Origin of the sequence: Micromonospora cremea, from assembly GCF_900143515.1 — a bacterium.
Lineage (GTDB): Bacteria > Actinomycetota > Actinomycetes > Mycobacteriales > Micromonosporaceae > Micromonospora > Micromonospora cremea.
The window spans coordinates 101,285-123,444 of record NZ_FSQT01000001.1 but is presented as its reverse complement, the minus strand read 5'-3'; the positions used below and the strand labels follow the sequence as shown (position 1 = coordinate 123,444).

Here is a 22,160-nt window from a genome sequence, read left to right as displayed (position 1 = left end):
CTAGTTACAGCATCATGTCACATGGCTCAGCATCTAACAACCGTTACAAAGGAGAGATCACCTCCTCGGCAATGGAACGGGACTTGGACGCGGAGAACACACGGGGGATCTCCACGCTCGCCTCCCAGCGCTCCATACGGCGGATCGCCTTTGGCCCCAGCGCATTGAAGACGCACTCGACCAGACTCTCCAGGAGAATGAGGACACCAGCGTCGGAGTCGAAGGGCACGCCGTCGACATAGACCGGAAGCACGACATCGGCCAGCTGGGCCGAAGGCGACAGCTCGTGATCGGTCAGGAGGACCAGCCGGCCCCCCTGCTCCTTCACGAGCTCGGCGAGCTGCTTCGCATCCTTCTCGTAACGGCGGAAGTCGAAGAGCAGGACGACTCCGTCCTTGCCGAGGTCAAGATATTTGCCGATGTCGGCCCTCAATGGGTCTCGTGTGAAGTCGACCCCGGTGAGGAGCTGGTCGAGCTGGGAGGCGAGCAAGGCGGCGAGGTGGTGGGTGAAGTAGCCTCCCGCCACCAGCGTCCTTCGTGGACGGCCAGCCAGAAGGGCCACTGCGGCGTCGAACTCCGGTTGCGGCACGGCCCTTACGAGCTGCTCGGCGATCCCAATCCGCTGGTCCACCGCTGCGGTGAAGTCCGTCGGCGCCGAGCGTTCGGCGCGGCTCCGCGTGGCGCGCTGCACCGGGCTCGTGGCTGTCCGCGTGATCTCGTCCCGCAGGCGCTGCTGAAAAGTCCGATAGCTCCCGAAACCAAGATGCGCGAGGAATCGGAGCACTGTCGGAGTCGACGTGCCGGCAGCCTCGGCGAGAGAGGATGCGGAGCCAAGTCCGGCCGCTGGGTAATCCGCCAACAGTGCACGAGCGCAGCGCTTCTCCGCCGGTGTCAGATCGTTGACCCGGCGGGTGACTATATCACGAATGTCGTCCACGGAGCGGAGCCTAGCGCCCTTCTCCCTCGCCGTCCGCGTGCGTAGGGAGGCCCCCGCACCGTCACTCGCCTCCATCAAGTGATGACGGCGATGTCCTGGTCCTGGAACGCGGCGAACATTGCGGGCGAGTTGTGCGCCACGACGACCTCTCCGTTGCCCCCGACCGCGATGACCCCGCCCGTGGCGTTACGGGCCCCGATCTCCTCGCGGAGCACGCCGACCACAGCGTCCGCGAGGGACTGCCCGGCGTGCCGGACGCGTGCGGCGATCTCATGGGCGACGACGCCCTGCATGAAGGCCTCGCCATAGCCGGTACATGAGACGGCGACGACATCATCGCGGGCGTAGGTTCCGGAACCGATGATCGGGGAGTCGCCGATCCGGCCGACCTGCTGGTTCACCGTCCCTCCGGTGGAGGTCGCCGCGGCGACCCGGCCCGCACTGTCGCGCGCGACGGCGCCGACCGTCCCGTGCCGCTGCGGCTGGATGAGTCCGGCCTGGACGTTGCGCAGCTGGGCGAGGCGCCCTGGTGTGACGAAGTACTCCTGCTCCGCGGTGGCCAGCCCCCACTGTTCGATCGTTTCCCGGGACAGCCGTGCCCGGAGGACGCAGCTGCCGTCCTCCATGACGCGGCGCGCCGCCAGCACCGGGTTGCGAGCCCACGGGGTCGCCGCCACGGCACCCGCCCGGCCCGAGCCCGACATGACGGCCGCATCCATCTCGATCGAGCCGTCGTGGCGCAGGGCCGATCCGCGGCCCGCGTTGAAGAGCGGGTCGTCCTCGAGCACGGTCACCGTCGCGCAGACTGCGTCGATCGCGCTGCCGCTCCGGGCGAGGATGTCGCAACCGGCGTTGTACGCCCGCCGGAGCCCCTCCTCGTACTCGCCCTCCCCCTGAACGGCCAGCTCCTCGACCCGGCCGCCGGCACCACCATGGAGGGCCAGCGACCATTCCTGCTGCGCGGTCGCGCGGTAAATCTGCGTCATCTCTCTCTCTTCGCTGTGAGTCGTCGGCCCGTTGACGGCTGCTCGTTCCCGCTCGACGCGGGCGCGGTTCACCGCTGGCCGACGCGCGTCTGGTCGTCCGGTTCGGCTCCGTGGCCCGGCATCCGGTCGGCGGAGCCCGGCGGCCTGGCCGGCAATTCGCTCAGCACTTGGGCCGTGTGTTCGCCCAGCTCAGGGACCGGGCCTAGGACGGGCGCCTCGCCGTCGAGCACGGCCGGCGGAAGCAGCGTGCGCAGCAGGCCTACCGGCGAGCCGACCTCCCGCCACCGGTCGCGGGACCGCAACTGCTCGTGATCGGCGAATTCGTCCACCGTGCGCAGCCGCGCGTTCGCGATCCCGCACTCGTCCAGCAGCCGGGTCACCTGCGCTGTCGTCAGTTCAGCGGTGACGGAGCCGATGATGTCGTCGAGCTCCGCACGGTGCCGCACGCGCAGGCTGTTGGTGGCGAACCGCGGTTCCTCGACCAGACCTGGCCGCCGCAGCAGCAGGGCCGAGCACAACGCCGACCATTCCCGCTGGTTCTGGACCCCGATGAAGACGGTGCCGTCGGCGCAGGGGACGGGACCGTACGGCGCGATGGTGGCGTGGGACGTGCCGCTGCGCGGCGGCGGGTCCCCGCCGTACTGCGAAAAGTACAGCGGGTAACCCATCCACTCGCCCAGCGCCTCCAGCATGGACACCTCGAGGGTCGCCCCCTGGCCGGTGTTCGCCCGCCGCAGCAGTGCCGCGAGGATCCCCGAGTAGGCGTACATGCCGGCGGCGATGTCGGCCACCGCGACGCCCGCCTTGGCGGGCGCCTCGGGGGTTCCGGTCAGCGACACGAACCCCGTTTCACATTGCACCAGCAGGTCATAGGCCTTCTTGTCCGCGTAGGGACCGGACGGGCCATATCCGGAAATCGAGCAGTAGACGAGCCGGGGATTGCGTTCGCGCAGGGCGCCGGGGCCTAGGCCGAGCCGTTCGGCCGCGCCCGGCGCCAGGTTCTGCACGAACACGTCCGCGGTTTCCACGAGCGACAACACGGCGTCGCGACCCGCGGGCGTCTTCAGGTCGAGTTCCACCGAGTGCTTGGATCGGTTCAGCCACACGAAATGCGAGGACATTCCGCGGACCGTCTGGTCGTAGTCCCGGGCGAAGTCGCCCCGCCCGGGTCGCTCGATCTTGATGACCCGGGCACCCAGGTCCGCCAGCTGGCGGGTGGCGAACGGAGCCGCGACCGCCTGCTCCAGCGCAACCACGGTGACCCCGTCGAGGACGCTCACCGACTCACGCCTTCGCGCGGGAGAGCGCCGCGCGCAACGCGTTCTCGGTGATCCGCGCGACGTCGTTGTCGAACTCGTCCACGGCCATGCTCTGCACCCAGGAGATGGATCCGGTCGCGAACACGAAGCCGCCGGCGGCCTGCTCGGTGACGACGAGATCCGCCCGCACGTCCTGTTCCGGGGTGGCCAGGGCAAGCTCCGGCGCGGGGATCGCCGCGGCCACGAGCACCGGCGCGTCGATCTTGCCGTTGAAGGAGGTTCCCTGACTGGGCCGGCCGGGCACCGTGGATGCGGCGGGTATCGACGGGACCCGGGCCGCACCGATGAGCAGCTGCGTCAGCGCGGTCGACGGCAGTCCTTCGGCGGAGGCCGAGCCGCTCCAGTGCCCGATGCCCCGGGGAGCGGGGTGGGCCGGCCGGTGCGCCAGCGACACCGTACCGGCGGCTGGGTCGACCGACCAGGAGATCACCTGCCACCACCCCTCGATCAGCCGGACGGGCGAGGCCAACCGACCCTGCGGCTGCCCGCCGCGGTCCCAGACCAGCGCCAGGTCACCCTCTTCGTACTCGCCGTCACCCTGGACGCTCAGCTCCTCGACCCGCCCGCCGGCGCCGCCGTGGATGGCGAGAGCCCACGGTGAGCCGGCCTGGGACGCGAAGACGTTCAACGGGAGGACCTTTCGACGGGGATCGTTCGGGTTGCGTTCTGGACCGCGGGCAGCGCGTCGACCCGCAGGCACGCGCTGAGGTGGGTGGACCCTGCGCCCTCCGGCGCGACGGGCGCGAGCTGCGGGTCGGTGACCCGGCACTCGTCGGTCGCCAAAGGGCAGCGCGGGTGGAACCGGCATCCCACCGGGATCGCGTACGGGCTCGGCGGCTCGCCCTCCACCTCGAACGCGCTATTGACACTGCCCTCCCGCATCCGTGGGATCGAGGCGATGAGCGCGCGCGTGTAGGGATGGGAAGGGTTCGCGAACAGTTCGGGGGCGGTGCCGATCTCGACGATGCGGCCGAGGTACATCACTGCGACGCGCTGGCTGAGGTGCTGGACGACGGCGAGGTTGTGCGCGATGAACAGGACGGACAGCCCGAGCTTGTCGCGCAGGTCGGAGACGAGGTCGAGGATCGTCGCCTGGACGGACACGTCAAGCGCCGAGACCGGCTCGTCCGCGATGAGGACGTCGGGGCGCACGGCGAGTGCACGCGCGATGGCCAGACGCTGGCGCTGGCCGCCGGAGAACTGGCTCGGGTAGGCGGTCAGCGCGTCGTCGTCGAGTCCGACGAGTGCGAGCAACCGGCTGGCCTCGGCCTTGACCTCGTTGCGCGGCACGATCTGGTGGTACCGCAGCAGCTCGGTCAAGACGCTGCCGATCGTCAGCCGCGGGTTAAGCGACGAGTAGGGGTCCTGGAAGACCATCTGAATACGCCGGGCATCGACGGAGTGGCGCTTCGGCGACAGCGCCTTGCCCTCGAAGACGACGCTGCCCGAGGTGGCGATCTCGCTGCCGACGAGGACCTTCGCGAGCGTCGACTTGCCGGAGCCGGACTCGCCGACGACAGCGAGCACCTCGCTCGGATACACGTCGACGGACACGCCGTCGAGCGCGGTCAGGGCCCGCTCGGGCCGCCTGCCGAGCCGGTCACCGAGGGAGCGCCCCGCGCGGTACCGCTTGGTGACGTCGACTCCGCGCAGCAGGGGCTCCTGCGCCGGCGTGGTCTGCGAACTCATGCCATCACCTTCTGGAATAGCTCGTCGGCGCGGATGCACGCCGTGTGGCGCCCGTCGCCGGTCGAACGCAGCACCGGCGCCGACTCTCGGCATGCTGCCACCACGTCGCGGCAGCGGGGAGCGAACGCGCACCCGGCAGGACGCTCGGCGATGTTCGGCGCGGAACCGGCAATCGCGATGAGCTCGCGGTCGGGGTTGTCGAAATCGGGCGCGGATTCGAGCAGACCCCGGGTGTACGGGTGCCGCGGATCGTGGAGGACCTCGCGCGTCGTGCCGGACTCTATGACACGGCCCGCGTACATGACGGCCAGCCGTCGGCAGGTCTGGTTGATGACGGCAAGGTCGTGGGTGACGAAGAGGAGCGCCGCGCCGACCTCGTCGCACAACTCCGCCAGCAGGCGCAGCACCTGGTGCTGGACCGTGACATCGAGGGCGGTGGTCGGTTCGTCGCACAGCAGCAGGCGCGGCTTGAGCGAGATGGCCATGGCGATCATGACCCGCTGACGTAGCCCGCCGGACAGCTCGTGGGGGTACGCGGTAGCCCTGCTCCTGGGATCGGGAATCCCGACGTGGGCCATGAGCTCGACGGCCCGCGCGCGCGCCGCCTTGTGGGAGAGGCCCTGGTACCTGATCGTACCCTCCGCGATCTGGTCGCCGACCCGCATGAGCGGGTTGAGTGCCGTCATCGGCTCCTGGAAGACCATGGCGATCTCGGGTCCCATGAGCTTGCGTCGCTGCGACTGCCTGAGGTCGAGGAGGTTCTTCCCGTCGTAGCGGATCGAGCCGGACAGAACCTTGACGCCGCGGGGCAGCAGCCCGGCGATGGACCGCAGCACCATCGACTTCCCGGCACCGGACTCGCCGACGAGCCCGACCCGTTCACCGCCGCTCACGGCCAGGTTGACGTCCTCGGCAATCCGCACCTGACGTCCGTGATGGTCGATCCCGACCGTCAGGCCCTCGATCTCGAGGAGACTCTCGGCTGCCATTACTTCCTCCTGTCGGGGTTGAGGAGATCGGACAGCCCATCGCCCAGCCAGGACAGTCCAAGGCTCGTGACGACCACGGCGAGACCCGGGATCGTCGCCATGAGCCAGTTCGTCGTGATGAAGGTCTGGCCTTCGACGATCATGCCGCCCCACTCCGCCGTCGGCGGGGTGATCCCGAGCCCGAGGTAGCCGAGGGTGACCACCGCGAGAATGTCCATGACGATGTCGCTCATGGCGTAGACGATCACCTGGCTCAGGACGTTGGGGCCGATGTGGCGCACCAGGACGCGCCACGTGGGCAGGCCGCCGAGCCGGGCGCCTCGCACGTAGTCGAGCTGCCGCGCGACCATGACCTCGCCTCGGACGATCTTCGCGTACGCCACCCACGAGACGATGGCAATCGCCAGGTAGATGCTCGCCTCACCGGCCCCGAGGGCGAAGACGAGTGCGATGACGATGACGTAGAAAGGCAACGCGAAGAAGATGTCGACGATCCGCATGATAAGGATGTCGAACCAGCCGCCGAAGTAGCCGGCGATCGCCCCTACCATCGTTCCGAAGACGAACGGGATGAGGACGGCGAGGAATCCGATGCGCAGGTTGACCCGGGCCCCCCAGATGAGCCGGGAGGCAATGTCACGCCCGAGCGTGTCGGTGCCGAACCAGTGTTCTGCACTCGGGCCCTTCCGTGCGTTGAGAAGGTCCTGCGCGAGCGGGTCGTGCGGTGCGATGAGCGGCGCGAGCACGGCGATGAGCACGAGCAGCCCGGTGACGACGATGCCCGCGATGAGCGACGGGTTCTGGTACCAGGGGCGCAACTGTCGTGTGTGCGTCCGGGCCGTGGGCACCTTGCCCCGGATGACGGCCGATGCAGCGCTCATGCTTTGCTCCGTCCGACAGCGACCCGCGGGTCGAGCAAGGCGTAGACGACATCGGTGAGGATGCCGATGGCGATGACGAGGAGGCCAATAAGGAGCGTGACCGCCTGCATGAGCGGGAAGTCGCGGTTGAGGATCGCCTGGATCATGAGCTGCCCGATGCCTGGCAGGTTGAACACCCGCTCGATGACGATCGAGCCGCCGACGATATAGCTGAGGTGCACGCCGACGACCGAGACGGTCGGGAGAATGGCGTTGCGGAGGATGTGGCCGCGGAAGAGGGCAAACCCTCCGGCCCCCTTGGACCTCGCGGTGGCGACGAAGTCCGCATCGCGCACCTCGATAATCGACTGCCTCAGGCTCCTAATGAGCGTTGGGCTCAGCGCGATGGCGAGCGTGAGGGCCGGCAGGAAGAGGTTGCGGACATTCTCCAGCCCGGAGCCGTACCTGCCGATGGGGAAGATCCTGAAGTGCAGGGACAGCAGGAGCATGAGCATGATGCCGACCCACATCTGCGGCATTCCCTGGGCGACGAGCGTGTAGCCGCGCACCCCGAGGTCGCGCACGCCGTTGGGCCGGGAGGCGGCGAGGCTCGCGAGCGGGATGGAGATGATGAGCGCAAGGATGACGGCGTAGACGACGAGGGACAGCGTCACCGGCAGGGCTCTCGGGAGCACGTCCTTGACGGGCATGTGGTACATCAAGCTGTCGCCGAGGTCGCCGTGAAGCAGCCGTCCGATATAGAGGAAGTACTGCTCAACTGCCGGGCGATTGAGCCCGAGCTTCTCCCGGAGGGCTTCGAGCGCGTCGGGCCCTGCTCGTTCCCCGAGCATGGCGACCGCGGCGTCGCCCGGAAGGAGCTTCGACAGGGAGAAGACGATGATCGTGAGCCCGAAGACGATCGGGATCGCCTGCAGCAAGCGCCAGGGAATGAAGCCGAGACGGTTGAGCATACTTCGGTCCTCTCGTCACTTCGTTGTGACTTGGGTGCGGACGCTTTGGAGCAGCGCCCGCACCCAAGAGTGATTCGATGTCGCGCCTGCGTGCTGCGTGCTGCTGAGGGTTACTTGGCGGCGAGCTTGACGTTCTTGAGGTCCAGGTACCCGAGCGGGGTGACGAAGAAGTTCTGGACGTCATTGGAGTACACCCAGCCGTAGGGCACGTAGTACATGAGCGCGAGCGACGAGTCCTTCGTGACGTCTGCCTGGATCTGGGTGTACAGGTCCTTGCGCGTGGCGTCGTCGTTCGTCTGCTGCGCCTTGGCGTTGAGGGCGACGATGTCGGGGTTGTTGTAGTTGGTGTACGCCGACTTGAGACCACCCTTGGGGTCGAGCGCAGCCGTCGTCCACTGGTCGGGGTCGGGGATGTCCATTGTCCAGGCACCGATCGCGATGTCGTAGTCAGTAGCGAACCGGCGCGCCTTTTGCGCCGTGGCCTCCAGCTGCTCGATCTTGAGCGTGATGCCGAGCGGCTTGAGCTGGCTCTGAAGGATCTGGGCGATGGCGGCCTGCGTGGCGTCGCCAGACTTGATGAGCATCGTCGAGGTGAAGCCATTCGGCACAGTGGAAGCAGCCATCTCTGCCTTGGCCTTGTTCAGGTCAAACGTCGGGCCGGCGTTGTCCGGGTTGTAGAACGGGACACCCTTGGGGATGATCGAGTTCGCAGGGGTGCCGTTGCCGTAGAGCACCGCCTTGATGATGGCGTCGCGGTCGAGCGCGTTGGCGATGGCGACTCGCACGTGCGGGTCGTTGAGCGGCGGGCGGTCGACGTTCATCCCGATGTAGTCGACCTCAGTCGACGGGAACGCCTTGGCGGTGATGCCCGGGGTGTTGGACATCTCGTCCCAGCTCGACCAGTCGGTGACCTGCTCGACCTGGATCTCGCCGCTCTGGAGGGCCAGCTTGCGGGTGTTCGCGTCCGGCATGACCCGCCACGTCACCGAGTCGAGCGTCGGCATTCCCTTCTGCCAGTACTTCGGGTTCTTGACGACGGTCGCGTGGTCGCCCTTGACCCATTCCTTGAACATGAACGGGCCGGTGCCGATCGGGTTCTTGTAGAACTCCTCCTTCGTCTTGCCCCCGTAGTTGTCCGGGAGGATCGCGTTGGAGAACATCGACAGGTCGGCCACGAACGGGGCCCACGGGTGCTTTAGCTTGAACTCGACCGTGTGGTCGTCGATGACGGTGACCTTGTCGATGGCGCCGTTGACGAAGCCCCAGCCACCGTCGCCCGCGCCCGCCGTGTCGGCGTCGATGGAGAACTTCACGTCCTTCGCGGTCGTGGGGGTGCCGTCGCTGAAGGTGACGTCCTGGCGCAGCTTCACCGTGTAGGTGAGGCCGTCCTTGGAAATCACGGGCATGTCGGCCGCCAGCAGCGGCTCGAGCTTCTGGCCGTCATTCGTCGTCGCGTACAGCGACTCGCCGATCTGCTGGAAGATGGCGATCGAGTAGTTCTCGAAGTCGGTGTTCGTGTTGTCGAGGGTCGAGCCCTCGCCGTCACGGCCGATGACGAGGTTGCCGCCCATGGTCGCAGGGCCCGAGTCGTTGCTGCCCGCGGGCCCGTTGCACGCGGTGATTGCGACCGCCATGACCAGACCGACTGCGCTTGCCGCCATTGCCTTGCGCATGTTGCTCCCTTCGTGAGCCGATGTCGCTCGCGTGTACCGGCTGATACCAACGGGCCCGAATGAAAGAGTCTTGTATCTCCCGAACCATAGGGCCCGATGGACCTCGCGTCGAGAGCCGACCAGAAACCCCAGGTCACATCTGGGTAACGACGGCGCCTGTGGGTTGACCGTCCGATCCCCGCGACGAGGAGGCCTCCGAGCGCCGCCACGACCATCCTGCCCCGCCAGCGGTGGGCATCGAGTGCGGCGCCGACCACCGGGCCGCCGAGCGCGTTGCCCAGGATCGTCGCCGTGCCGTGCCAGCTCATGGCCTCGCCGCAATGGGCGGCGGGCACGAGGTGGGAGATCTCGTTAGACGCGCCGACGACGACCGGGGCGGAGAACATGCCGCTCACCGTGATGAGGACGACGAACCACCCGATGCTGGGCGAGGGCAGGACGAGCAGCGCCGAGACGCCGAGCGCGGCGAGCAGGATCGCCGCCCTCGGTGGCTTGGGCAGCACTCCGTAGATGAAGCCGCCGACGAGCGAGCCGAACCCCCACAGGGCGGGGCCTGACGTGGAAGCAACTCCGACGGCGCTACATGGCCGGCGGATGGACGATCACCGACGGACAGCTCACCCTGTTCAACCCGGCCTCGGTCACCGTGACCCGGTACCGACGCCGCAGCGTGATCCCCAACCCCTGGACACCGTCGACGCGTCGCCTGACCCAGCCGACGTGAGTCTGTGGAGAGCCGGATGCAGCGAGAACTGCACGTCCGGTTCGGAGGGCGGGCCGAAGAAACGGACCGGACGAAAGCCCGGCACCGCGCTTCGGCCCGACCCCACTGGGGGTGCCTGGGCCGCCCGGATGTGTGGCTGACCCGCGAGATCCGGTGGAAGATCGCCGCCCGCGCCGGGGACAGCGAAACCGGCCGGATCTTGCGGTGGGAGTTCGACACCGAGGACGAAGCCTTCGCCATCATCAAACGCCTCCTCGCCGCCGACGCGGGCGGCCAGTGGCGCAAGCAACCCGGCGACAACGCACCCCCTCCATCCAACGAGGCATAGCGCGACCGGCGGTGCGTCAAAGGGCGCCCCGCCGGCCGCCGGTCGCGCTCAGGAGCTGCAGGTGTTGAGCATGCTCTGCAGCGCGGACTTCTCCGACGACTGCAACGTGAGGCCCCAGCTGTACTTCACGGTGATCCACATCTTGCTGTAGGTGCACCGATACGACGACAGCGGCGGCTGCCAGGTGGACGGGTCCTGGTCACCCTTGGCCTGGTTGACGTTGTCCGTCACCGCGATCAACTGCGGACGGGTCAGGTCGTTGGCGAAGCTCTGCCGCCGGCTGGTCGTCCAGGAACTGGCGCCGGAGCGCCACGCCTCGGCCAAGGTCGAGTACGTCCACCGCCGCCAGTTCCGCACCCGCACCGAAGCCCGCCTGAAGATCGCCACCTGGATCACCGACTTCTACAACCGGCGCCGCCGGCACTCCGTCTGCGACTGGCGATCGCCCATCGACTACGAACGATCAACCACTCGCGCCCTGGAGGCCCAGGCCGCATAACGGAGCCCTCCACGATTCCAGGGGATTGAGAGGGTAGCGCTGTAGCCAGTTCGGGTCGGTGTTCGGTTGCTCGGTAATGGTGGCGAGGATGAGGAGATCGGTACCGGCTGGGTGCTCGGTGAACTGGCGGACGGTGTCGTGGGCGAGGGGGACTGCCCCGGTTCGTGGTTGCCGGGCGACGTCGGCATCAGCTGGTGTCAGGCGAGTCGGTGCTTGAGGCCGGTGTGACGGCGGCCGGCGCCGACGGTGCGGACGGCGGCGGCGAGGGCGCGACGGGAGCCGACGAGGACGACGAGCTGTTTGGCGCGGGTGACGGCGGTGTAGAGCAGGTTGCGTTGCAGCATCATCCACGCGCTGGTGGTCAGCGGGATGACGACGGCGGGGTATTCGGATCCTTGGGAGCGGTGGATGGTCATGGCGTACGCGTGGGCGAGTTCGTCGAGTTCGTCGAAGTCGTAGTCGATGCTCTCGTCCTCGTCGGTGCGCACGGTCAGGGACTGTTCCTCGGTGGACAGGGTGGTGACGACGCCGAGGGTGCCGTTGAACACGCCGGCTTGGCCCTTGTCGTAGTTGTTGCGGATCTGGGTGACCTTGTCGCCGATCCGGAACACCCGCCCGCCCATCCGCCGTTCCGGTTGCCCCTCCCGACCCGGCGTGAGCCGCTGCTGCAGCAGCCCGTTGAGGGCGGCGGCGCCGGCGGGGCCCCGGTGCATGGGGGTGAGGACCTGCACGTCGCGGCGCGGATCGAGCCCGAACTTGGCGGGGATGCGGGTGCAGGCGACGTCGACGGTCAGGGCGGCGGTGGCGTCGGTGTCGTCGCAGGCGAACAGGAAGAAGTCGGCGAGGCCTTGCAGGAGGGGTGGTTTGCCGGCGTTGATGCGGTGGGCGTTGGTGACGACGCCGGACTGGGCGGCCTGGCGGAAGATCTGCGTCAGCCGGACCCGGGGGATGGCCGGGGCGGCGAGGAGGTCGCGCAGGACTTCACCAGCGCCGACGGAGGGGAGTTGGTCGACGTCGCCGACGAGGAGCAGGTGCGCGCCCGGTGGGACGGCCTTGACGAGTTTGTTGGCCAGGATGAGGTCGAGCATCGACGCCTCGTCCACGACCAGGAGGTCGACGTCGAGGGGGTTGTCCCGGTCGTAGGTGGCCTCGCCGCCGGGGCGCAGTTGCAGCAGCCGGTGCACGGTGGCCGCGGGATGGCCGGTCAGCTCGGACAGGCGCTTCGCGGCGCGGCCGGTCGGGGCGGCGAGAGTCACCTTGGCTTTCTTCGCGGCGGCGAGTTCGACGATCGACCGCACAGTGAAGCTCTTGCCGCATCCAGGCCCGCCGGTCAACACGGCGACCTTGGAGGTCAGCGCGAGCCGGACCGCCTGCTCCTGCTCCGCGGCCAGGTCGGCGCCGGTCCGGACCTTCAACCAGGCCAGGGCTTTGTCCCAGTTGACGTCGGCGAAATGGGGCAGGCGGTCGGCGCGGACTCCCAGCAGCCGCTGCAGCGACCCGGCCAGGGACTGCTCGGCGCGGTGGAACGGCAGCAGGTACACCGCCGGCACCTGCTCCCCGTCCGGGCCGGGCAGCACCTCACGGACCACGCCCTCCTCGGCGATCAGGTCGTCGAGGCAGCCGGCGACGAGGTCGCCGGGCACGTTCAGGATCTTGGTGGCATCGGCGACGAGCTGCGGGGCGGGCAGGTAGCAGTGCCCGGAGTCGGTGGCCTCCGACAAGGTGTACTGCAGGCCGGCCTTGACCCGCTGTGGGCTGTCGTGTGGGATTCCGACGGCTTGGGCGATGGTGTCGGCGGTCTTGAAGCCGATGCCCCATACGTCGGCCGCCAGCCGGTACGGCTCGTTGCGCACCACCGAGGTCGAGGCGTCGGCGTACTTCTTGAAGATCCGCACGGCCAGGGACGTGGACACCCCGACGCCTTGGAGGAAGACCATCACCTCCTTGATGGCCTTCTGCTCTTCCCACGCTGCGGTGATCTTCGCCGTTCGCTTCGGCCCCAGGCCGGGCACCTCGACCAGCCGGGCGGGTTCTTCCTCGATGACCCGGAGGGTGTCGAGGCCGAAGTGGGCGACGATCCGCTCGGCGAAGACCGGGCCGATGCCCTTGACCAGGCCGGAGCCGAGGTAACGCTGGATGCCCTGGATGGTGGCGGGCAGCACGGTGGTGTAGGAATCGACCTCGAACTGCCGCCCGTACTGTGGGTGCGACGACCACCGCCCCGACAGGCGCAAGCTCTCCCCGGGCTGGGCGCCGAGCAGGGCACCGACCACCGTCAACAGGTCGCTGCTGCGGTCGGTGGCTACCCGGGCGACGGTGTAGCCGGTCTCCTCGTTGACGTAGGTCAACCGCTCCAGCACCGCGTCCAAGACCGCCAGGGGCGGGCGGGTGGGAGCCGTCACGGCACCTATCGTGCCGCCCACTGCTGTGACATTGCCACCCACCCTCTCTCACGTCGCCCGTGAGGTCCCCCAGATAGCGTGGAGGCCACGATTCCGGGGGACTGACATCAGGCTCTGGCTCTGGCAACGTGGACTTCGGCGAGCTACGCGCAGACGATGCGTTCGATGCGTGTGCGGACACGGTGGACCTGTTCGACGCTCATCTCCACCGCGTCCTCGAATTGTCGCCAGCCGGAGTGCTGCCATACCAATGGCGCAGAAGCATGACACGGGAGCTGGTGGGGTTGTCGCCGGACGGCGACCCCCGCCGTCCGGTTCTATCCCGCCTTGAATCGACACACCTGTTGGCCCGTTCCGACCCGGTACCCGGTTCCCCTACTCAGGAACTGGCCCGGCTTGCCGGCGACGTAGGGTGCGAATCCACCCCTGGGCGGTATGCCGCGGCACGTCGTAGTGGTCGGCGACGGCAGCCACACTCCCGGCTTGCTGGTAGACCGCTTCGAGATCGGCCGGTGAGCGCCGGTACACCCGCCCCTCACCTCCGGAGGACCCGCCTTCCGCGGACCGCTTCATGGCCTTCCCCGCGTTAGTCGTGGCCTTGGCGCCCGCTGCGGTCTTCCCCCTGCCCGCTCGGCTGCGGGTCGCGCCAGCGCCCGACGCCCGGACGGCCTTCTTCGCCTCCCTTGCCTTGGTCGCCGGTGACGCCTGCTTGGGCACCACGACGTCAACCGCACCAGCACCCTCAGGGTTAGTCGTCGCCGGCTCATCCGCAGCCGCTGTAGGGGCGGTGGCCTGGACCGCCGTCGGTTCGGCGGCGGGCTCACCGTCGTCAACGGACACACCGCCGGCTGCGGGCACCTCGTCAGATGCGGCAATGGGCGGCGTAGCAATCTGCTGCTGCCCGCTGGCGGCGGGCGCGATCGCCCTCAAGAGCAGGTCCAGGTCGACAGCGGGGATCTGACCCGCGGTCAGCCCGTCCCCCTGGCCAGCGCGCACCACCAGCTCGGTGATGCGCGCGATGGTGTCACTCACCTCGACCTTCAGGGTTGTGGTCACTCGACTGGGATCGTCTGCGGCGATTGTGATGGTGTACGAACTCATCGAATCATGGCCTCCAATGTGGATACCGGCTGTCGCCTCATGTAAGACGTCCGGCAACGCGGCAGGAACCCCACCTGTTCACCGATCGGTGTTGGTGAAGAAAGTACCGCAGGCCTCCTGAACTGTTATTTCAACCCATCACCGTCACCGACAAGAACCTCAACGTCATCGACGGCGGGGTCCTGGTCACCCTCGGCCGGATCAGCATCGACGGCGACCGGGCCGAGATCCCGCTCGCTGTGACCGAAAGCGGCCGTAACGGGCAGGGACTGACCTACCGGGTGAGCCGCCACGGTACGACGTGGCAGATCGACCGCACCGTCGCGACGCAATGGATCAGTTGCTCCGGCGCGAATCTGGCTCGCGCGTCAGCGGCTTCTCCGCGCTGATCGCTTTCATGGGGGGTCAGCAGATCCGCGATCGTCGCGATCGCGCTCGACACCAGCCGGTAGTACGCCCAGACACCGCGCTTCTCCCGCTCCAGTAAGCCGGCCTCGGCGATGAGGCGCCTCTGCCTCAGGGCGCCTCGAATCAAGCGGGGCTAATCGCCATGATTGGCTCGACGTGCTCAAGCCGTAGCCGTTGCTCCAGCCAGCACATGGAGCGAGTGAGAGGTACTCCCGGCCTCGTGGCGGTCACGTCCCGTGACGTGGTGTAGGTCGGTGAGTCTCTGCTCGTTGCTTACGACCTTGTGCGCAATTGATCGATGGTCGTGGTGGGTGTGTTTTACCAGGTGATGACCCTGTCGGAGACGAGTCCGGCGACGGCGTTGATCGTTTCGGGTAGTAGTTCACGGCGGCCGGTGAAGCGTTGCAGGACGCGCCACCATTTCGCTTCGGCGATGGCGTGTTCGACGGGGATGCGTTGCGAGGACTGGGCCTTGCGTTCGGTTTTCCACTCGAGGTGACGGGCTACCGGCGCCTCGGGGTGGGGCTTGAGCGGCGGCGCGGTGACCTGCTCGGGATGGTCTTTGGCCAGGCCCTGGTCGCCGGCGTCGACCAGCACCCACTCAGGGCAGCCGCCCCCGGCAGCGCGACGGACATCCAGTTCCTACGGCTGATGATCCCGCACCACACAATGGCGGTGAAGGAGTCGAAGGCCGCGCTACCCGGCACGGTGCATGACAGGCTCACCGACCTCGAGCTCGCCGTCGTGCGGTCCCAAACTGCACGAAATCCGGCTCATGCGAACCTGGCTGCACGCCCGGTTCGCCTGACCACGCGCCAATCGGCGGCACCCGCGGCATCACACGGCCGCCGGGCGCCACCGCCACCGCACGTCCCGGCAATCCCAACCGTGCAGCACTGGCAAGCCCTGACGCCGGCCGGCCCTGACCGCGGCGACCCGCGGCATACCAGGCCCGCCCGACCACTGGCGACCGCCAAAACACTACGACCCGACGTCCCCGTCGCGTACGCGTCGATGATCCGCGCCCTGGCTGACGAGCAGATCCACGGACGACAGCGCATCGAGCGGGTGACCCCTGCCCGGTGGCGGGCCGCCGAACCCGGAGACGGAGCTCGATGCGGGATTTCGTACGAGCACTCTGACAGAACCGCGTGCTGAACCTGATCACCGTGCCGGTGGCCCGAGCGGGTGCGCCAGTGGGCGCAGGTCACCCCGGGTCAGGCCGTCGACGCCGCGTAGATGCCCTGGATCGACGCGGCGAGGACCTGCTGGAACTCCTCGTCGCTCTGCTGTCGCCGCAGTCCCTCCGTCAGGGCCCGCGAAAAGCTGGCGATCAGCCCGTGGCTTCTCGCCAATCGGGTGTTGGCCTCCTGCTGTGAGTATCCGCCTGAGAGCGCAACCACCCGCAGGACCTTCGGGTGCCGGATCAGGTCGGCGTAAAAGTCGTCCTGTGTCGGGATGGAAAGCTTGAGCATCACCTGAAGGCCGTCCGGCACGTCGCTCAGGCGTTCGACTATGCCTTGCTTGAGCAGTTCTTCCGCCTGCTGCTTCTCGGCGCTGGCGACGTCGATCTCGGGTTCGATGATGGGCATCATGTCACGGTCCAGGATCCGCAGGGCGTAGGCGAATTGCTGATCCAGGACGGCGGTGATGCCGCCGACATCGGCACGACGGATGAACGAGCGCATCTTCGTGCCGAACACCTGCTGGTGAACGGCACGCTCCAGCAGACTCTCCAGCATGGTGATCGGCTTCATGAGCCGCGCGCCGTCGGCCTCGACCGCGAGCCCCTCATCGACCTTGACGAACGGGACCACCTTCTTGTGTTGCCACAGGTACTGTGCTGCGGCCATGCCGTTGACCTGGCGGTCCATCGTCTGCTCGAACAGGATCGCGCCCAGGATGCGGTCACCGTTGAAGGCCGGGGCGGTGATGATCCGGCTGCGGAACTCGTGCATGAGGTCGAACATCTCGTCCTCGGTCGAGTACGCCGCCTCGGGCACGCCGTACAGCGCGAGGGCTTTCGGGGTGCTGCCCCCGCTCTGGTCGAGGGCGGCGACGAAGCCTGCGCCGTCCGCAATTTTCTGCCGCTGTGCCTCATTCATGGCCGGACCCCTCTCTGCGGATTCCTGGGATGCTCGAATCAGGCCACGTTCACGGGGTGGCGCGCCGCGGTCGGTGCGGCGCTGATCGGGGCCGACCTGGTTGGGCTCCGGCGCGGCGACGGCCGAAGATGATTTTCAGCGGTGGCTGACCGTCGGCTGCGAAAGCCCGAGCGGCGCAATCAGGTCAGAGACCGACGCCTCGCCCTTGGGGGCCGACTGGATCAGGCTGAGCAGGCGCAGCCGGGCGGGGGTCCGCGAGGGCCTTGAGAACCCCCGCGAGCCGCTTGGCGTCGGCACGCTTGATCGGCTCGCCGGCAAGCGGCGAGATTTGAGGCACGGTCGTTCCAGTCGGCGCGTTTCCCACATCTGCCATCCTTCCACCGGAAGCATCCACGCAACCCCATATCGGCGATCCGCCTACCTCTACGGGCGGTATCAGGCGGTCTGATCCGGCCGGCCTCGAGATCCAACCCACGGCATAGCTCATCCCGCAGCACGATCTACCGGACCGGCGGGTCCCGCTGTGCCTCCAGTTCCGGGCAACGCCCTAGCCGATTGCGTACGGTCGAGACGTGGAGGTGCTGCTGCGCGGCGGTCCTGGTAACGGCCAGGTGATGCCCGGCGGCGGGGAAACCGTCGTGTGGCAGGCCTGCCTGTACGAGATCACGCCAGAGTACGGTCGCCGGCTCGGGCGGGACCTGCGCGTGTACCGACACCGTCCGGACTGCTGCCAGCCCTACGGCCGAGGCGCCGAGGACCGCTGCGAGTGACGTCATGACGAGCAGGCATCAGGCCCATGCGCCACCCAGCGGCAACCGCCGAGCCGGAAACGCGAGCATACCGCCGGCGCAACGGGTCTCAGATCGACCTACTGGGCGGCGGCTGCAGCCTGCCCCGGCCGGAACGAGGCACTCGTCGCATGGCTCCCGACGGCGCAGCAGCGGGGCTACATGCGGTGGGCGGTGGGCCGATGCGGCCTTGGGCACCGACTCTCAATGGCGAGCCGGAGCCCGAGAGCCGGAGCCGGATCAGGCGGAGTAGCCCCGGGTGGCCATCCAGTTCGCCAAATCGGCGGTGGTCTTCCAGTAGGCGGCGGTCGCGGGGTTCGCGGAGTCGGCGATCCGCACCGTTCGGCCGTTGTCCTTGTAGCCGACGACGGCGATGTAGTGACCGCCGGGGAACGAGTGCCAGCCGCCATCCGTGTCGACACCAGTGCCAACGGTGTTGGCCACGACGGCACGGCCATCCGTCACCGCGTTCACAATGTCGGCCTGAAGCTGGTCGATCTGGGCCGAGGTGGGTGCGCCAGGGATCATGCGTGTCTTGTAGGGGCTGCCCTTGACCATCTGGTTCAGCCCGCGGGTGGTGTCCTCGGCCGAGTTGGTGCCGTTCTCGGTTGCGCGGAGGGGGACGACGAGCTCATCCTGGGTCCGCTCGATGCCAGTGGCGCTGAGCGCGTTGCGCACCGCCGCCGGACCGCAGTTCCAGTAGCTGATCTGCGCCTGGTAGGTGTAGTCGAGGACCTTGGTCGACGGCGGCTTCGGCTTCGCCGCGCGGGTCAGGTCCGGGTCCGGCTTGGCCGAGGTGGCGCTGGGCGACGTTGACGGGGACCCCGCGATGCGGGCCTGGTTGCGGGTGACGGCGCCGTCGGTGCGCGGAGCCAGCTCGGCCACAGCGGCCGCCGTCTCCTGGCGGACAGGCGTGTCATCGGTGGTGGCGAGCACGACGCCGCTGGAGGCCAGCACGAGCGCCGCGGCAGAACCGGCGACGATCTGGTACGGGCGTTCGGTGGCCAGACGGCGCAGCTGACGCTTGAGGTGGTGCTTCACGTAATCCTCCACGGGGGGTGGGAGCGGCAACCACCGGCCGGAACGCGCGGAGGAGCTCACGCGCGACGACGCCTACGGCGACGTGGCCGGCACTGGACCGCTCGGACAGGGGCGCGCCCGGTCAGCCGGGCGCGGGGGCGGGTACCTGTGTCGGTTCTCACCGGAGGCTTCAGTGCGTCAAGATTCTTTTCGGTGCAAATTTCAGCGGTGCCTTCGAGATTTCAGCGATCCTCCTCCTGCCCTTCCTCGTCTTCACCGGCAGCGGCTCAGGCGGGAACGGGCAGGCTCTTCCCGGTTCCCGGCCGTACGCGTCCAGCGTCGCCGCCAGGTCGGGATGCCTCTGCGCTTCGAGAAGGGCGAGGTAGGCCTCCGCGGCGCCGGGATGCCCGCCTCAACCTCGATGCTGAGCAGATCGCCGGCGTCCGCGTTGCAAGGACGCTCACCAGGCGCTGGGCGGCCAGCGCATTCCCTTGATCCCTGAGGGTCTCCCCATCGTGCTCGGTGACGGTTCCGACCGGCGTCAGGGCGGTCGTGTGCGGCCTGGGCATGGTCACACCACCCCGTCACGTTCGAGGACCCGCGGCGTGACCGCACGGCAGGACGTCCGACGCTTCAACCGCCGGCGAGCCGACCAGCGGACTCAGCGAGACCCACAGGAACGGGGCGGCCGTCGTGACGTTCCGTTACCAACGACCCGGCACCGATCGTGTGGCGCATCCGCATCTGCGAAGTTGAGGATGCCGTTCGGACGATCTTCAGTGCGATCATCTTCTTCGGAGAATGGGCGCGAGTACGACGCGTGCCGAATAGAGCACGGGCGAGCGGACGGATCCGCGGCCGAGCGGAGCGCAGATGATCACGGGATACGACACGGTTCTCATCACTGGCGCGCCGGTAGACGCCGGCATCCGAGCCATGCTGGACGATCTGCATGGCAGATGGCCGAACATGTTGGTCGCCTTGGGCGGGGAGCACGTCGGGCCGTTTCTTCCATGGCGGAGGACGCGTGCGCAGGTGCCGGCCGGCGCAGGTGAGGTGTACGTCGCGCGCGATGCGGAGATGGAGCGGTGCTGGGACGATGTTGGGTACTCGCTCATGGAGCACGCCGAGGGACCGTTCGCGGTGCTCTACGAGTCCTCCAGCCAGCCGGCGTTCGAGATCCAGCTCAATGAGAATCCCTACGAACGAAGGGGACTCGGCTTCGAGCCGTACCCGGCGACGTTGGTCACCGCCGACTTGTCGCTGGTCACTATCGTGACGCCGGACGCGGACAGCCCCTTCAGTCGAGGGTTACTCGACGCGCTCAGACAGGCGCTGATCAGTCAGGCACACAGCTGATCTTTCCGCTGCGACCTGCCGGCTCGACATCCTCATCGGCATCCGCCATGCGGGCGCAGTTGGCAGCGACCCGGCCGTCACCGTTCGTACACGCTGGTCCAGTTACCAACCACGGCCTCGAGTACGGTGCTCTTGCGGAGAGCGGGTGCCCCTGACCGTGGGCTACCGTCGACGACCACGCCCGCCCGTCAAGGAGCCCGATCCAGTGACGACAACAGCTTTCGACGATCACGAGCGGTTGCAGTGGGCAGGCCGGGCGACGGCATACCAGGACAGCTTGGCTGCCTTGTGCGCCCATCCCGCCGGACTCCTGCTGGACGCCGCCGGCGTCAAGGCAGGCACCCGGCTGCTCGACGTCGGCACCGGCACCGGCACCGTCGCTGCCCTGGCATGCTCGCGCGCCGCACAGGTCACGGCCATCGACGCCGAGCCCAGCATGCTCATGCTGGCACGCCGGCAGGCTCCTGCCGCCGACGTCTGCCACGCGATCCTGCCTGACCTGCCGTTCAGCGACGACTTCTTCGATGCAGCCGTGGCCAATTTCGTCATCAACCACGTCGGCGATCCCGCAGCCACCCTTGTTGAACTGCAGCGCGTCGTGCGGCCTGGCGGCCGCGTCGCCGTGACGATCTGGCCCTACCCGCCACCACCGGCCCAGCAACTCTGGGCCCAGATCTTCGACGCCGCCGACGTCGGGCGCCCCATCGCCCTGCCCAGGCTCACACGTGACAAGGACTTCTCCCGAACCCGCGACGGACTGTCCGAGCTGCTACACCGCACGGGGCTCGACAACGTGGGCTGCGACACGATCACCTGGATCCATCGAACCGACCCTGAGGCATGGTGGAACGGACCCGCCAACGGCATCGGCGCAACGGGAACGCTCATGCAGCGCCAGGATTCGAGCACGACTGAGCGCATCCGGGATCAGTACGAGCAGCACATCACGGCATACCGCGGCCCAGACGGCGACCTCGCACTGCCCACAGCCGCCCTGCTCGCCTCCGCCTCCGTGACTTGACGGACACGCAGGCGGACAGGCATCCGCTGGCCGCTCGCCGACCGAGATCAGGTGCACGGATCTGCCGCCGACCGTGCGCTGCGGCTCACAGGCAGCCCGTCACGCTCCGTGGGTCCCACGGCCCGCCTGACTTCGGGCTGGCGCACACTCGTGCCGATGGCAGCGCGCGCTGGGCCGACCGACGAGCCACGGGTGCCGTATCCGCTATCAGCGCGTCCGGCGCAGGCGGGCGAGTTGGGTCGTGGCGACCTCACGTACGGTTGCTTCGCGATCGTCGGCGAGGCGGTGAAGGGGTCCGGCACCATCCGGCTGACGACCCCGAGCAGGGCGAAGACCAGCACCAGGTCGAAGAACAGTTCCACGAAGCTGGCCTGCTGGGCGTCCTCCTCGCTGCGCAGGATGCTCCGGGTTTGCGCCGGCTCCGACGATTGCCCCATCCACCCATGGTCGCCGAACGATTGCCTTACGCGCACCGATTCGCTCGTCTCATCGACCTAAGCGATGGCGGTGGTAACACTGGCGCGAGCCAGGTACTGCGGGTCGGTACTCGGGCACTGGTCCACCGCCTGGCGCTCGTGCCGGACGGCCATCACGGCGGTATGCCTCGCGCCGCCACGACCATTTCTCGTGCCGACAGCCCCTTGTCAATCCCTCAGGCGGGAGTGAGGATCCGAGTGCCCAGGTCGCGGCTACTCGCAACCGTTGGTGACATGCGGTAATGAGCGCGAACGCATCGCACTTGGCATGAGCAACGATTAGCTCGGTATAGCTGCGGACCCGTTCGCTCTCGCCGGCCCATTGCGCCGGCGTCTCTGGCAATCATAATCGATGACATGGAGCCGCGTAGCTTCTTGCCGGAGCGCGACGTCATCCAACTGACGCGAAGGCGTGCCCGCGTCGAATGCTGCGTGGTGAGTACCTTGTCACCATGCGCCTGGCGTACATCCATACGCTGGCATCCTTGATTGGAGATGTGCATCA

At 68.1% G+C, this 22,160-nt stretch carries 22 protein-coding genes and 4 pseudogenes; 7 read left to right on the top strand and 19 right to left on the bottom strand.

Annotated elements, in window-relative coordinates:
• Positions 1 to 43: 43 nt before the first annotated feature.
• The 10 genes and pseudogenes from BUS84_RS00540 to BUS84_RS41020 form a co-directional block, all read right to left on the bottom strand.
• Positions 44 to 937, bottom strand: a complete 894-nt coding sequence (locus BUS84_RS00540; protein ID WP_159450938.1) for a MurR/RpiR family transcriptional regulator — start codon at positions 935 to 937, stop codon at positions 44 to 46.
• A 74-nt stretch (positions 938 to 1,011) separates the two neighbouring features.
• Positions 1,012 to 1,923 (bottom strand): isoaspartyl peptidase/L-asparaginase family protein, encoded by a 912-nt coding sequence (locus tag BUS84_RS00535; RefSeq protein ID WP_074307823.1) that lies wholly within the window; start codon positions 1,921 to 1,923, stop codon positions 1,012 to 1,014.
• Positions 1,924 to 1,991: 68 nt separating this feature from the next.
• Entirely contained in the window at positions 1,992 to 3,203 is a 1,212-nt protein-coding gene (locus BUS84_RS00530) for a CaiB/BaiF CoA transferase family protein (RefSeq protein WP_074307821.1), read from the bottom strand.
• A 4-nt stretch (positions 3,204 to 3,207) separates the two neighbouring features.
• A complete protein-coding gene (locus BUS84_RS00525) occupies positions 3,208 to 3,870 on the bottom strand; it encodes a hypothetical protein (protein WP_074307819.1) in 663 nt (220 codons plus the stop codon).
• Positions 3,867 to 4,970: an oligopeptide/dipeptide ABC transporter ATP-binding protein gene (locus tag BUS84_RS00520; RefSeq protein WP_208869466.1), complete on the bottom strand. Its 1,104-nt coding sequence runs from the start codon at positions 4,968 to 4,970 to the stop codon at positions 3,867 to 3,869. Before BUS84_RS00520 ends, BUS84_RS00525 begins: the two co-directional genes overlap by 4 nt.
• On the bottom strand, positions 4,928 to 5,920 hold the full coding sequence (locus BUS84_RS00515; protein WP_074307815.1) for an ABC transporter ATP-binding protein: 993 nt from the start codon (positions 5,918 to 5,920) through the stop codon (positions 4,928 to 4,930). The genes BUS84_RS00520 and BUS84_RS00515 overlap by 43 nt, the downstream gene beginning before the upstream one ends.
• A complete protein-coding gene (locus BUS84_RS00510; RefSeq protein ID WP_074307814.1) occupies positions 5,920 to 6,801 on the bottom strand; it encodes an ABC transporter permease in 882 nt (293 codons plus the stop codon). The genes BUS84_RS00515 and BUS84_RS00510 overlap by 1 nt, the downstream gene beginning before the upstream one ends.
• Positions 6,798 to 7,751 (bottom strand): ABC transporter permease, encoded by a 954-nt coding sequence (locus tag BUS84_RS00505; protein WP_074307812.1) that lies wholly within the window; start codon positions 7,749 to 7,751, stop codon positions 6,798 to 6,800. Before BUS84_RS00505 ends, BUS84_RS00510 begins: the two co-directional genes overlap by 4 nt.
• Before the next feature lie 110 nt (positions 7,752 to 7,861).
• The gene (locus BUS84_RS00500) at positions 7,862 to 9,385 is read right to left on the bottom strand and encodes an ABC transporter substrate-binding protein (protein WP_208869465.1); all 1,524 of its coding nucleotides are present in this window, start codon (positions 9,383 to 9,385) and stop codon (positions 7,862 to 7,864) included.
• Positions 9,386 to 9,660: 275 nt separating this feature from the next.
• A pseudogene (locus BUS84_RS41020) lies at positions 9,661 to 9,927 on the bottom strand (MFS transporter); the annotation flags it as partial.
• Positions 9,928 to 10,007: 80 nt separating this feature from the next.
• Here BUS84_RS41020 and BUS84_RS38020 point away from each other — a divergent pair.
• Together BUS84_RS38020 and BUS84_RS36985 are read left to right on the top strand one after the other, a co-directional pair.
• Complete coding sequence (locus tag BUS84_RS38020) at positions 10,008 to 10,148, top strand: hypothetical protein (RefSeq protein WP_159450937.1); 141 nt, start codon at positions 10,008 to 10,010, stop codon at positions 10,146 to 10,148.
• Between the two features lie 16 nt (positions 10,149 to 10,164).
• The gene (locus BUS84_RS36985; protein ID WP_143728122.1) at positions 10,165 to 10,476 is read left to right on the top strand and encodes a hypothetical protein; all 312 of its coding nucleotides are present in this window, start codon (positions 10,165 to 10,167) and stop codon (positions 10,474 to 10,476) included.
• A 48-nt stretch (positions 10,477 to 10,524) separates the two neighbouring features.
• Here BUS84_RS36985 and BUS84_RS38015 read toward each other — a convergent pair.
• Positions 10,525 to 10,800, bottom strand: a pseudogene (locus BUS84_RS38015) (hypothetical protein); the annotation flags it as partial.
• On the opposite strand from BUS84_RS38015, the gene BUS84_RS36980 reads away from it, so the two are divergent.
• Positions 10,682 to 10,975: an IS3 family transposase gene (locus BUS84_RS36980; RefSeq protein WP_244298288.1), complete on the top strand. Its 294-nt coding sequence runs from the start codon at positions 10,682 to 10,684 to the stop codon at positions 10,973 to 10,975. The pseudogene BUS84_RS38015 and the gene BUS84_RS36980 sit on opposite strands and share 119 nt — an antisense overlap.
• A gap of 197 nt (positions 10,976 to 11,172) precedes the next feature.
• Here the strand turns inward: BUS84_RS36980 and recD2 are convergent, their stop codons facing one another.
• The 4 genes and pseudogenes from recD2 to BUS84_RS36975 all read right to left on the bottom strand — a co-directional run bounded on the left by recD2 (position 11,173) and on the right by BUS84_RS36975 (position 15,483).
• Positions 11,173 to 13,386, bottom strand: coding sequence for an SF1B family DNA helicase RecD2 (gene recD2, locus BUS84_RS00475; RefSeq protein ID WP_074311826.1), 2,214 nt, complete (start codon positions 13,384 to 13,386; stop codon positions 11,173 to 11,175).
• Positions 13,387 to 13,752: 366 nt separating this feature from the next.
• Positions 13,753 to 14,433 carry a hypothetical protein gene (locus tag BUS84_RS00470; protein WP_244298287.1) on the bottom strand — a complete coding sequence of 227 codons (681 nt, stop codon included), beginning with the start codon at positions 14,431 to 14,433 and terminating at the stop codon, positions 13,753 to 13,755.
• Positions 14,434 to 14,846: 413 nt separating this feature from the next.
• A pseudogene (locus BUS84_RS00465) lies at positions 14,847 to 14,986 on the bottom strand (transcriptional regulator); the annotation flags it as partial.
• A gap of 218 nt (positions 14,987 to 15,204) precedes the next feature.
• Positions 15,205 to 15,483 (bottom strand): hypothetical protein, encoded by a 279-nt coding sequence (locus tag BUS84_RS36975; RefSeq protein ID WP_143728120.1) that lies wholly within the window; start codon positions 15,481 to 15,483, stop codon positions 15,205 to 15,207.
• Between BUS84_RS36975 and BUS84_RS41015 the strand changes: the two genes are divergently transcribed.
• On the top strand, positions 15,442 to 16,044 hold the full coding sequence (locus BUS84_RS41015; RefSeq protein ID WP_143728119.1) for a DUF305 domain-containing protein: 603 nt from the start codon (positions 15,442 to 15,444) through the stop codon (positions 16,042 to 16,044). The genes BUS84_RS36975 and BUS84_RS41015 overlap by 42 nt on opposite strands.
• 59 nt (positions 16,045 to 16,103) lie before the next feature.
• On the opposite strand, the gene BUS84_RS00455 is transcribed toward BUS84_RS41015, so the two are convergent.
• Together BUS84_RS00455 and BUS84_RS00450 are read right to left on the bottom strand one after the other, a co-directional pair.
• Positions 16,104 to 16,991 carry a fructose bisphosphate aldolase gene (locus BUS84_RS00455; protein ID WP_074307801.1) on the bottom strand — a complete coding sequence of 296 codons (888 nt, stop codon included), beginning with the start codon at positions 16,989 to 16,991 and terminating at the stop codon, positions 16,104 to 16,106.
• 141 nt (positions 16,992 to 17,132) lie between these two features.
• A pseudogene (locus BUS84_RS00450) lies at positions 17,133 to 17,364 on the bottom strand (ArsR/SmtB family transcription factor); the annotation flags it as partial.
• A 199-nt stretch (positions 17,365 to 17,563) separates the two neighbouring features.
• Here BUS84_RS00450 and BUS84_RS00445 point away from each other — a divergent pair.
• Positions 17,564 to 17,761, top strand: a complete 198-nt coding sequence (locus BUS84_RS00445; RefSeq protein ID WP_074307799.1) for a hypothetical protein — start codon at positions 17,564 to 17,566, stop codon at positions 17,759 to 17,761.
• A gap of 258 nt (positions 17,762 to 18,019) precedes the next feature.
• On the opposite strand, the gene BUS84_RS00440 is transcribed toward BUS84_RS00445, so the two are convergent.
• On the bottom strand, positions 18,020 to 18,820 hold the full coding sequence (locus BUS84_RS00440) for a C39 family peptidase (protein ID WP_074311821.1): 801 nt from the start codon (positions 18,818 to 18,820) through the stop codon (positions 18,020 to 18,022).
• Positions 18,821 to 19,672: 852 nt separating this feature from the next.
• On the opposite strand from BUS84_RS00440, the gene BUS84_RS00435 reads away from it, so the two are divergent.
• Both BUS84_RS00435 and BUS84_RS00430 read left to right on the top strand, forming a co-directional pair.
• Positions 19,673 to 20,158 (top strand): hypothetical protein, encoded by a 486-nt coding sequence (locus BUS84_RS00435; RefSeq protein WP_074307797.1) that lies wholly within the window; start codon positions 19,673 to 19,675, stop codon positions 20,156 to 20,158.
• A gap of 205 nt (positions 20,159 to 20,363) precedes the next feature.
• On the top strand, positions 20,364 to 21,179 hold the full coding sequence (locus tag BUS84_RS00430; RefSeq protein WP_074307795.1) for a class I SAM-dependent methyltransferase: 816 nt from the start codon (positions 20,364 to 20,366) through the stop codon (positions 21,177 to 21,179).
• Positions 21,180 to 21,226: 47 nt separating this feature from the next.
• On the opposite strand, the gene BUS84_RS00425 is transcribed toward BUS84_RS00430, so the two are convergent.
• Positions 21,227 to 21,616, bottom strand: a complete 390-nt coding sequence (locus tag BUS84_RS00425) for a hypothetical protein (RefSeq protein ID WP_074307793.1) — start codon at positions 21,614 to 21,616, stop codon at positions 21,227 to 21,229.
• Between the last annotated feature and the right edge of the window lie 544 nt (positions 21,617 to 22,160).

Coding starts and splice junctions, on each gene's coding strand:
- BUS84_RS00515 (WP_074307815.1), bottom strand. CDS start 5,920: ATGGCAGCCGAGAGTCTCCTCGAGATCGAGGGCCTGACGGTCGGGATC.
- BUS84_RS00425 (WP_074307793.1), bottom strand. CDS start 21,616: ATGGGGCAATCGTCGGAGCCGGCGCAAACCCGGAGCATCCTGCGCAGC.
- BUS84_RS38020 (WP_159450937.1), top strand. CDS start 10,008: ATGGCCGGCGGATGGACGATCACCGACGGACAGCTCACCCTGTTCAAC.
- BUS84_RS36985 (WP_143728122.1), top strand. CDS start 10,165: ATGCAGCGAGAACTGCACGTCCGGTTCGGAGGGCGGGCCGAAGAAACG.
- BUS84_RS00455 (WP_074307801.1), bottom strand. CDS start 16,991: ATGAATGAGGCACAGCGGCAGAAAATTGCGGACGGCGCAGGCTTCGTC.
- BUS84_RS00500 (WP_208869465.1), bottom strand. CDS start 9,385: ATGGCGGTCGCAATCACCGCGTGCAACGGGCCCGCGGGCAGCAACGAC.
- BUS84_RS41015 (WP_143728119.1), top strand. CDS start 15,442: ATGGTCTTTGGCCAGGCCCTGGTCGCCGGCGTCGACCAGCACCCACTC.
- BUS84_RS00510 (WP_074307814.1), bottom strand. CDS start 6,801: ATGAGCGCTGCATCGGCCGTCATCCGGGGCAAGGTGCCCACGGCCCGG.
- BUS84_RS00505 (WP_074307812.1), bottom strand. CDS start 7,751: ATGCTCAACCGTCTCGGCTTCATTCCCTGGCGCTTGCTGCAGGCGATC.
- BUS84_RS00435 (WP_074307797.1), top strand. CDS start 19,673: ATGATCACGGGATACGACACGGTTCTCATCACTGGCGCGCCGGTAGAC.
- BUS84_RS00535 (WP_074307823.1), bottom strand. CDS start 1,923: ATGACGCAGATTTACCGCGCGACCGCGCAGCAGGAATGGTCGCTGGCC.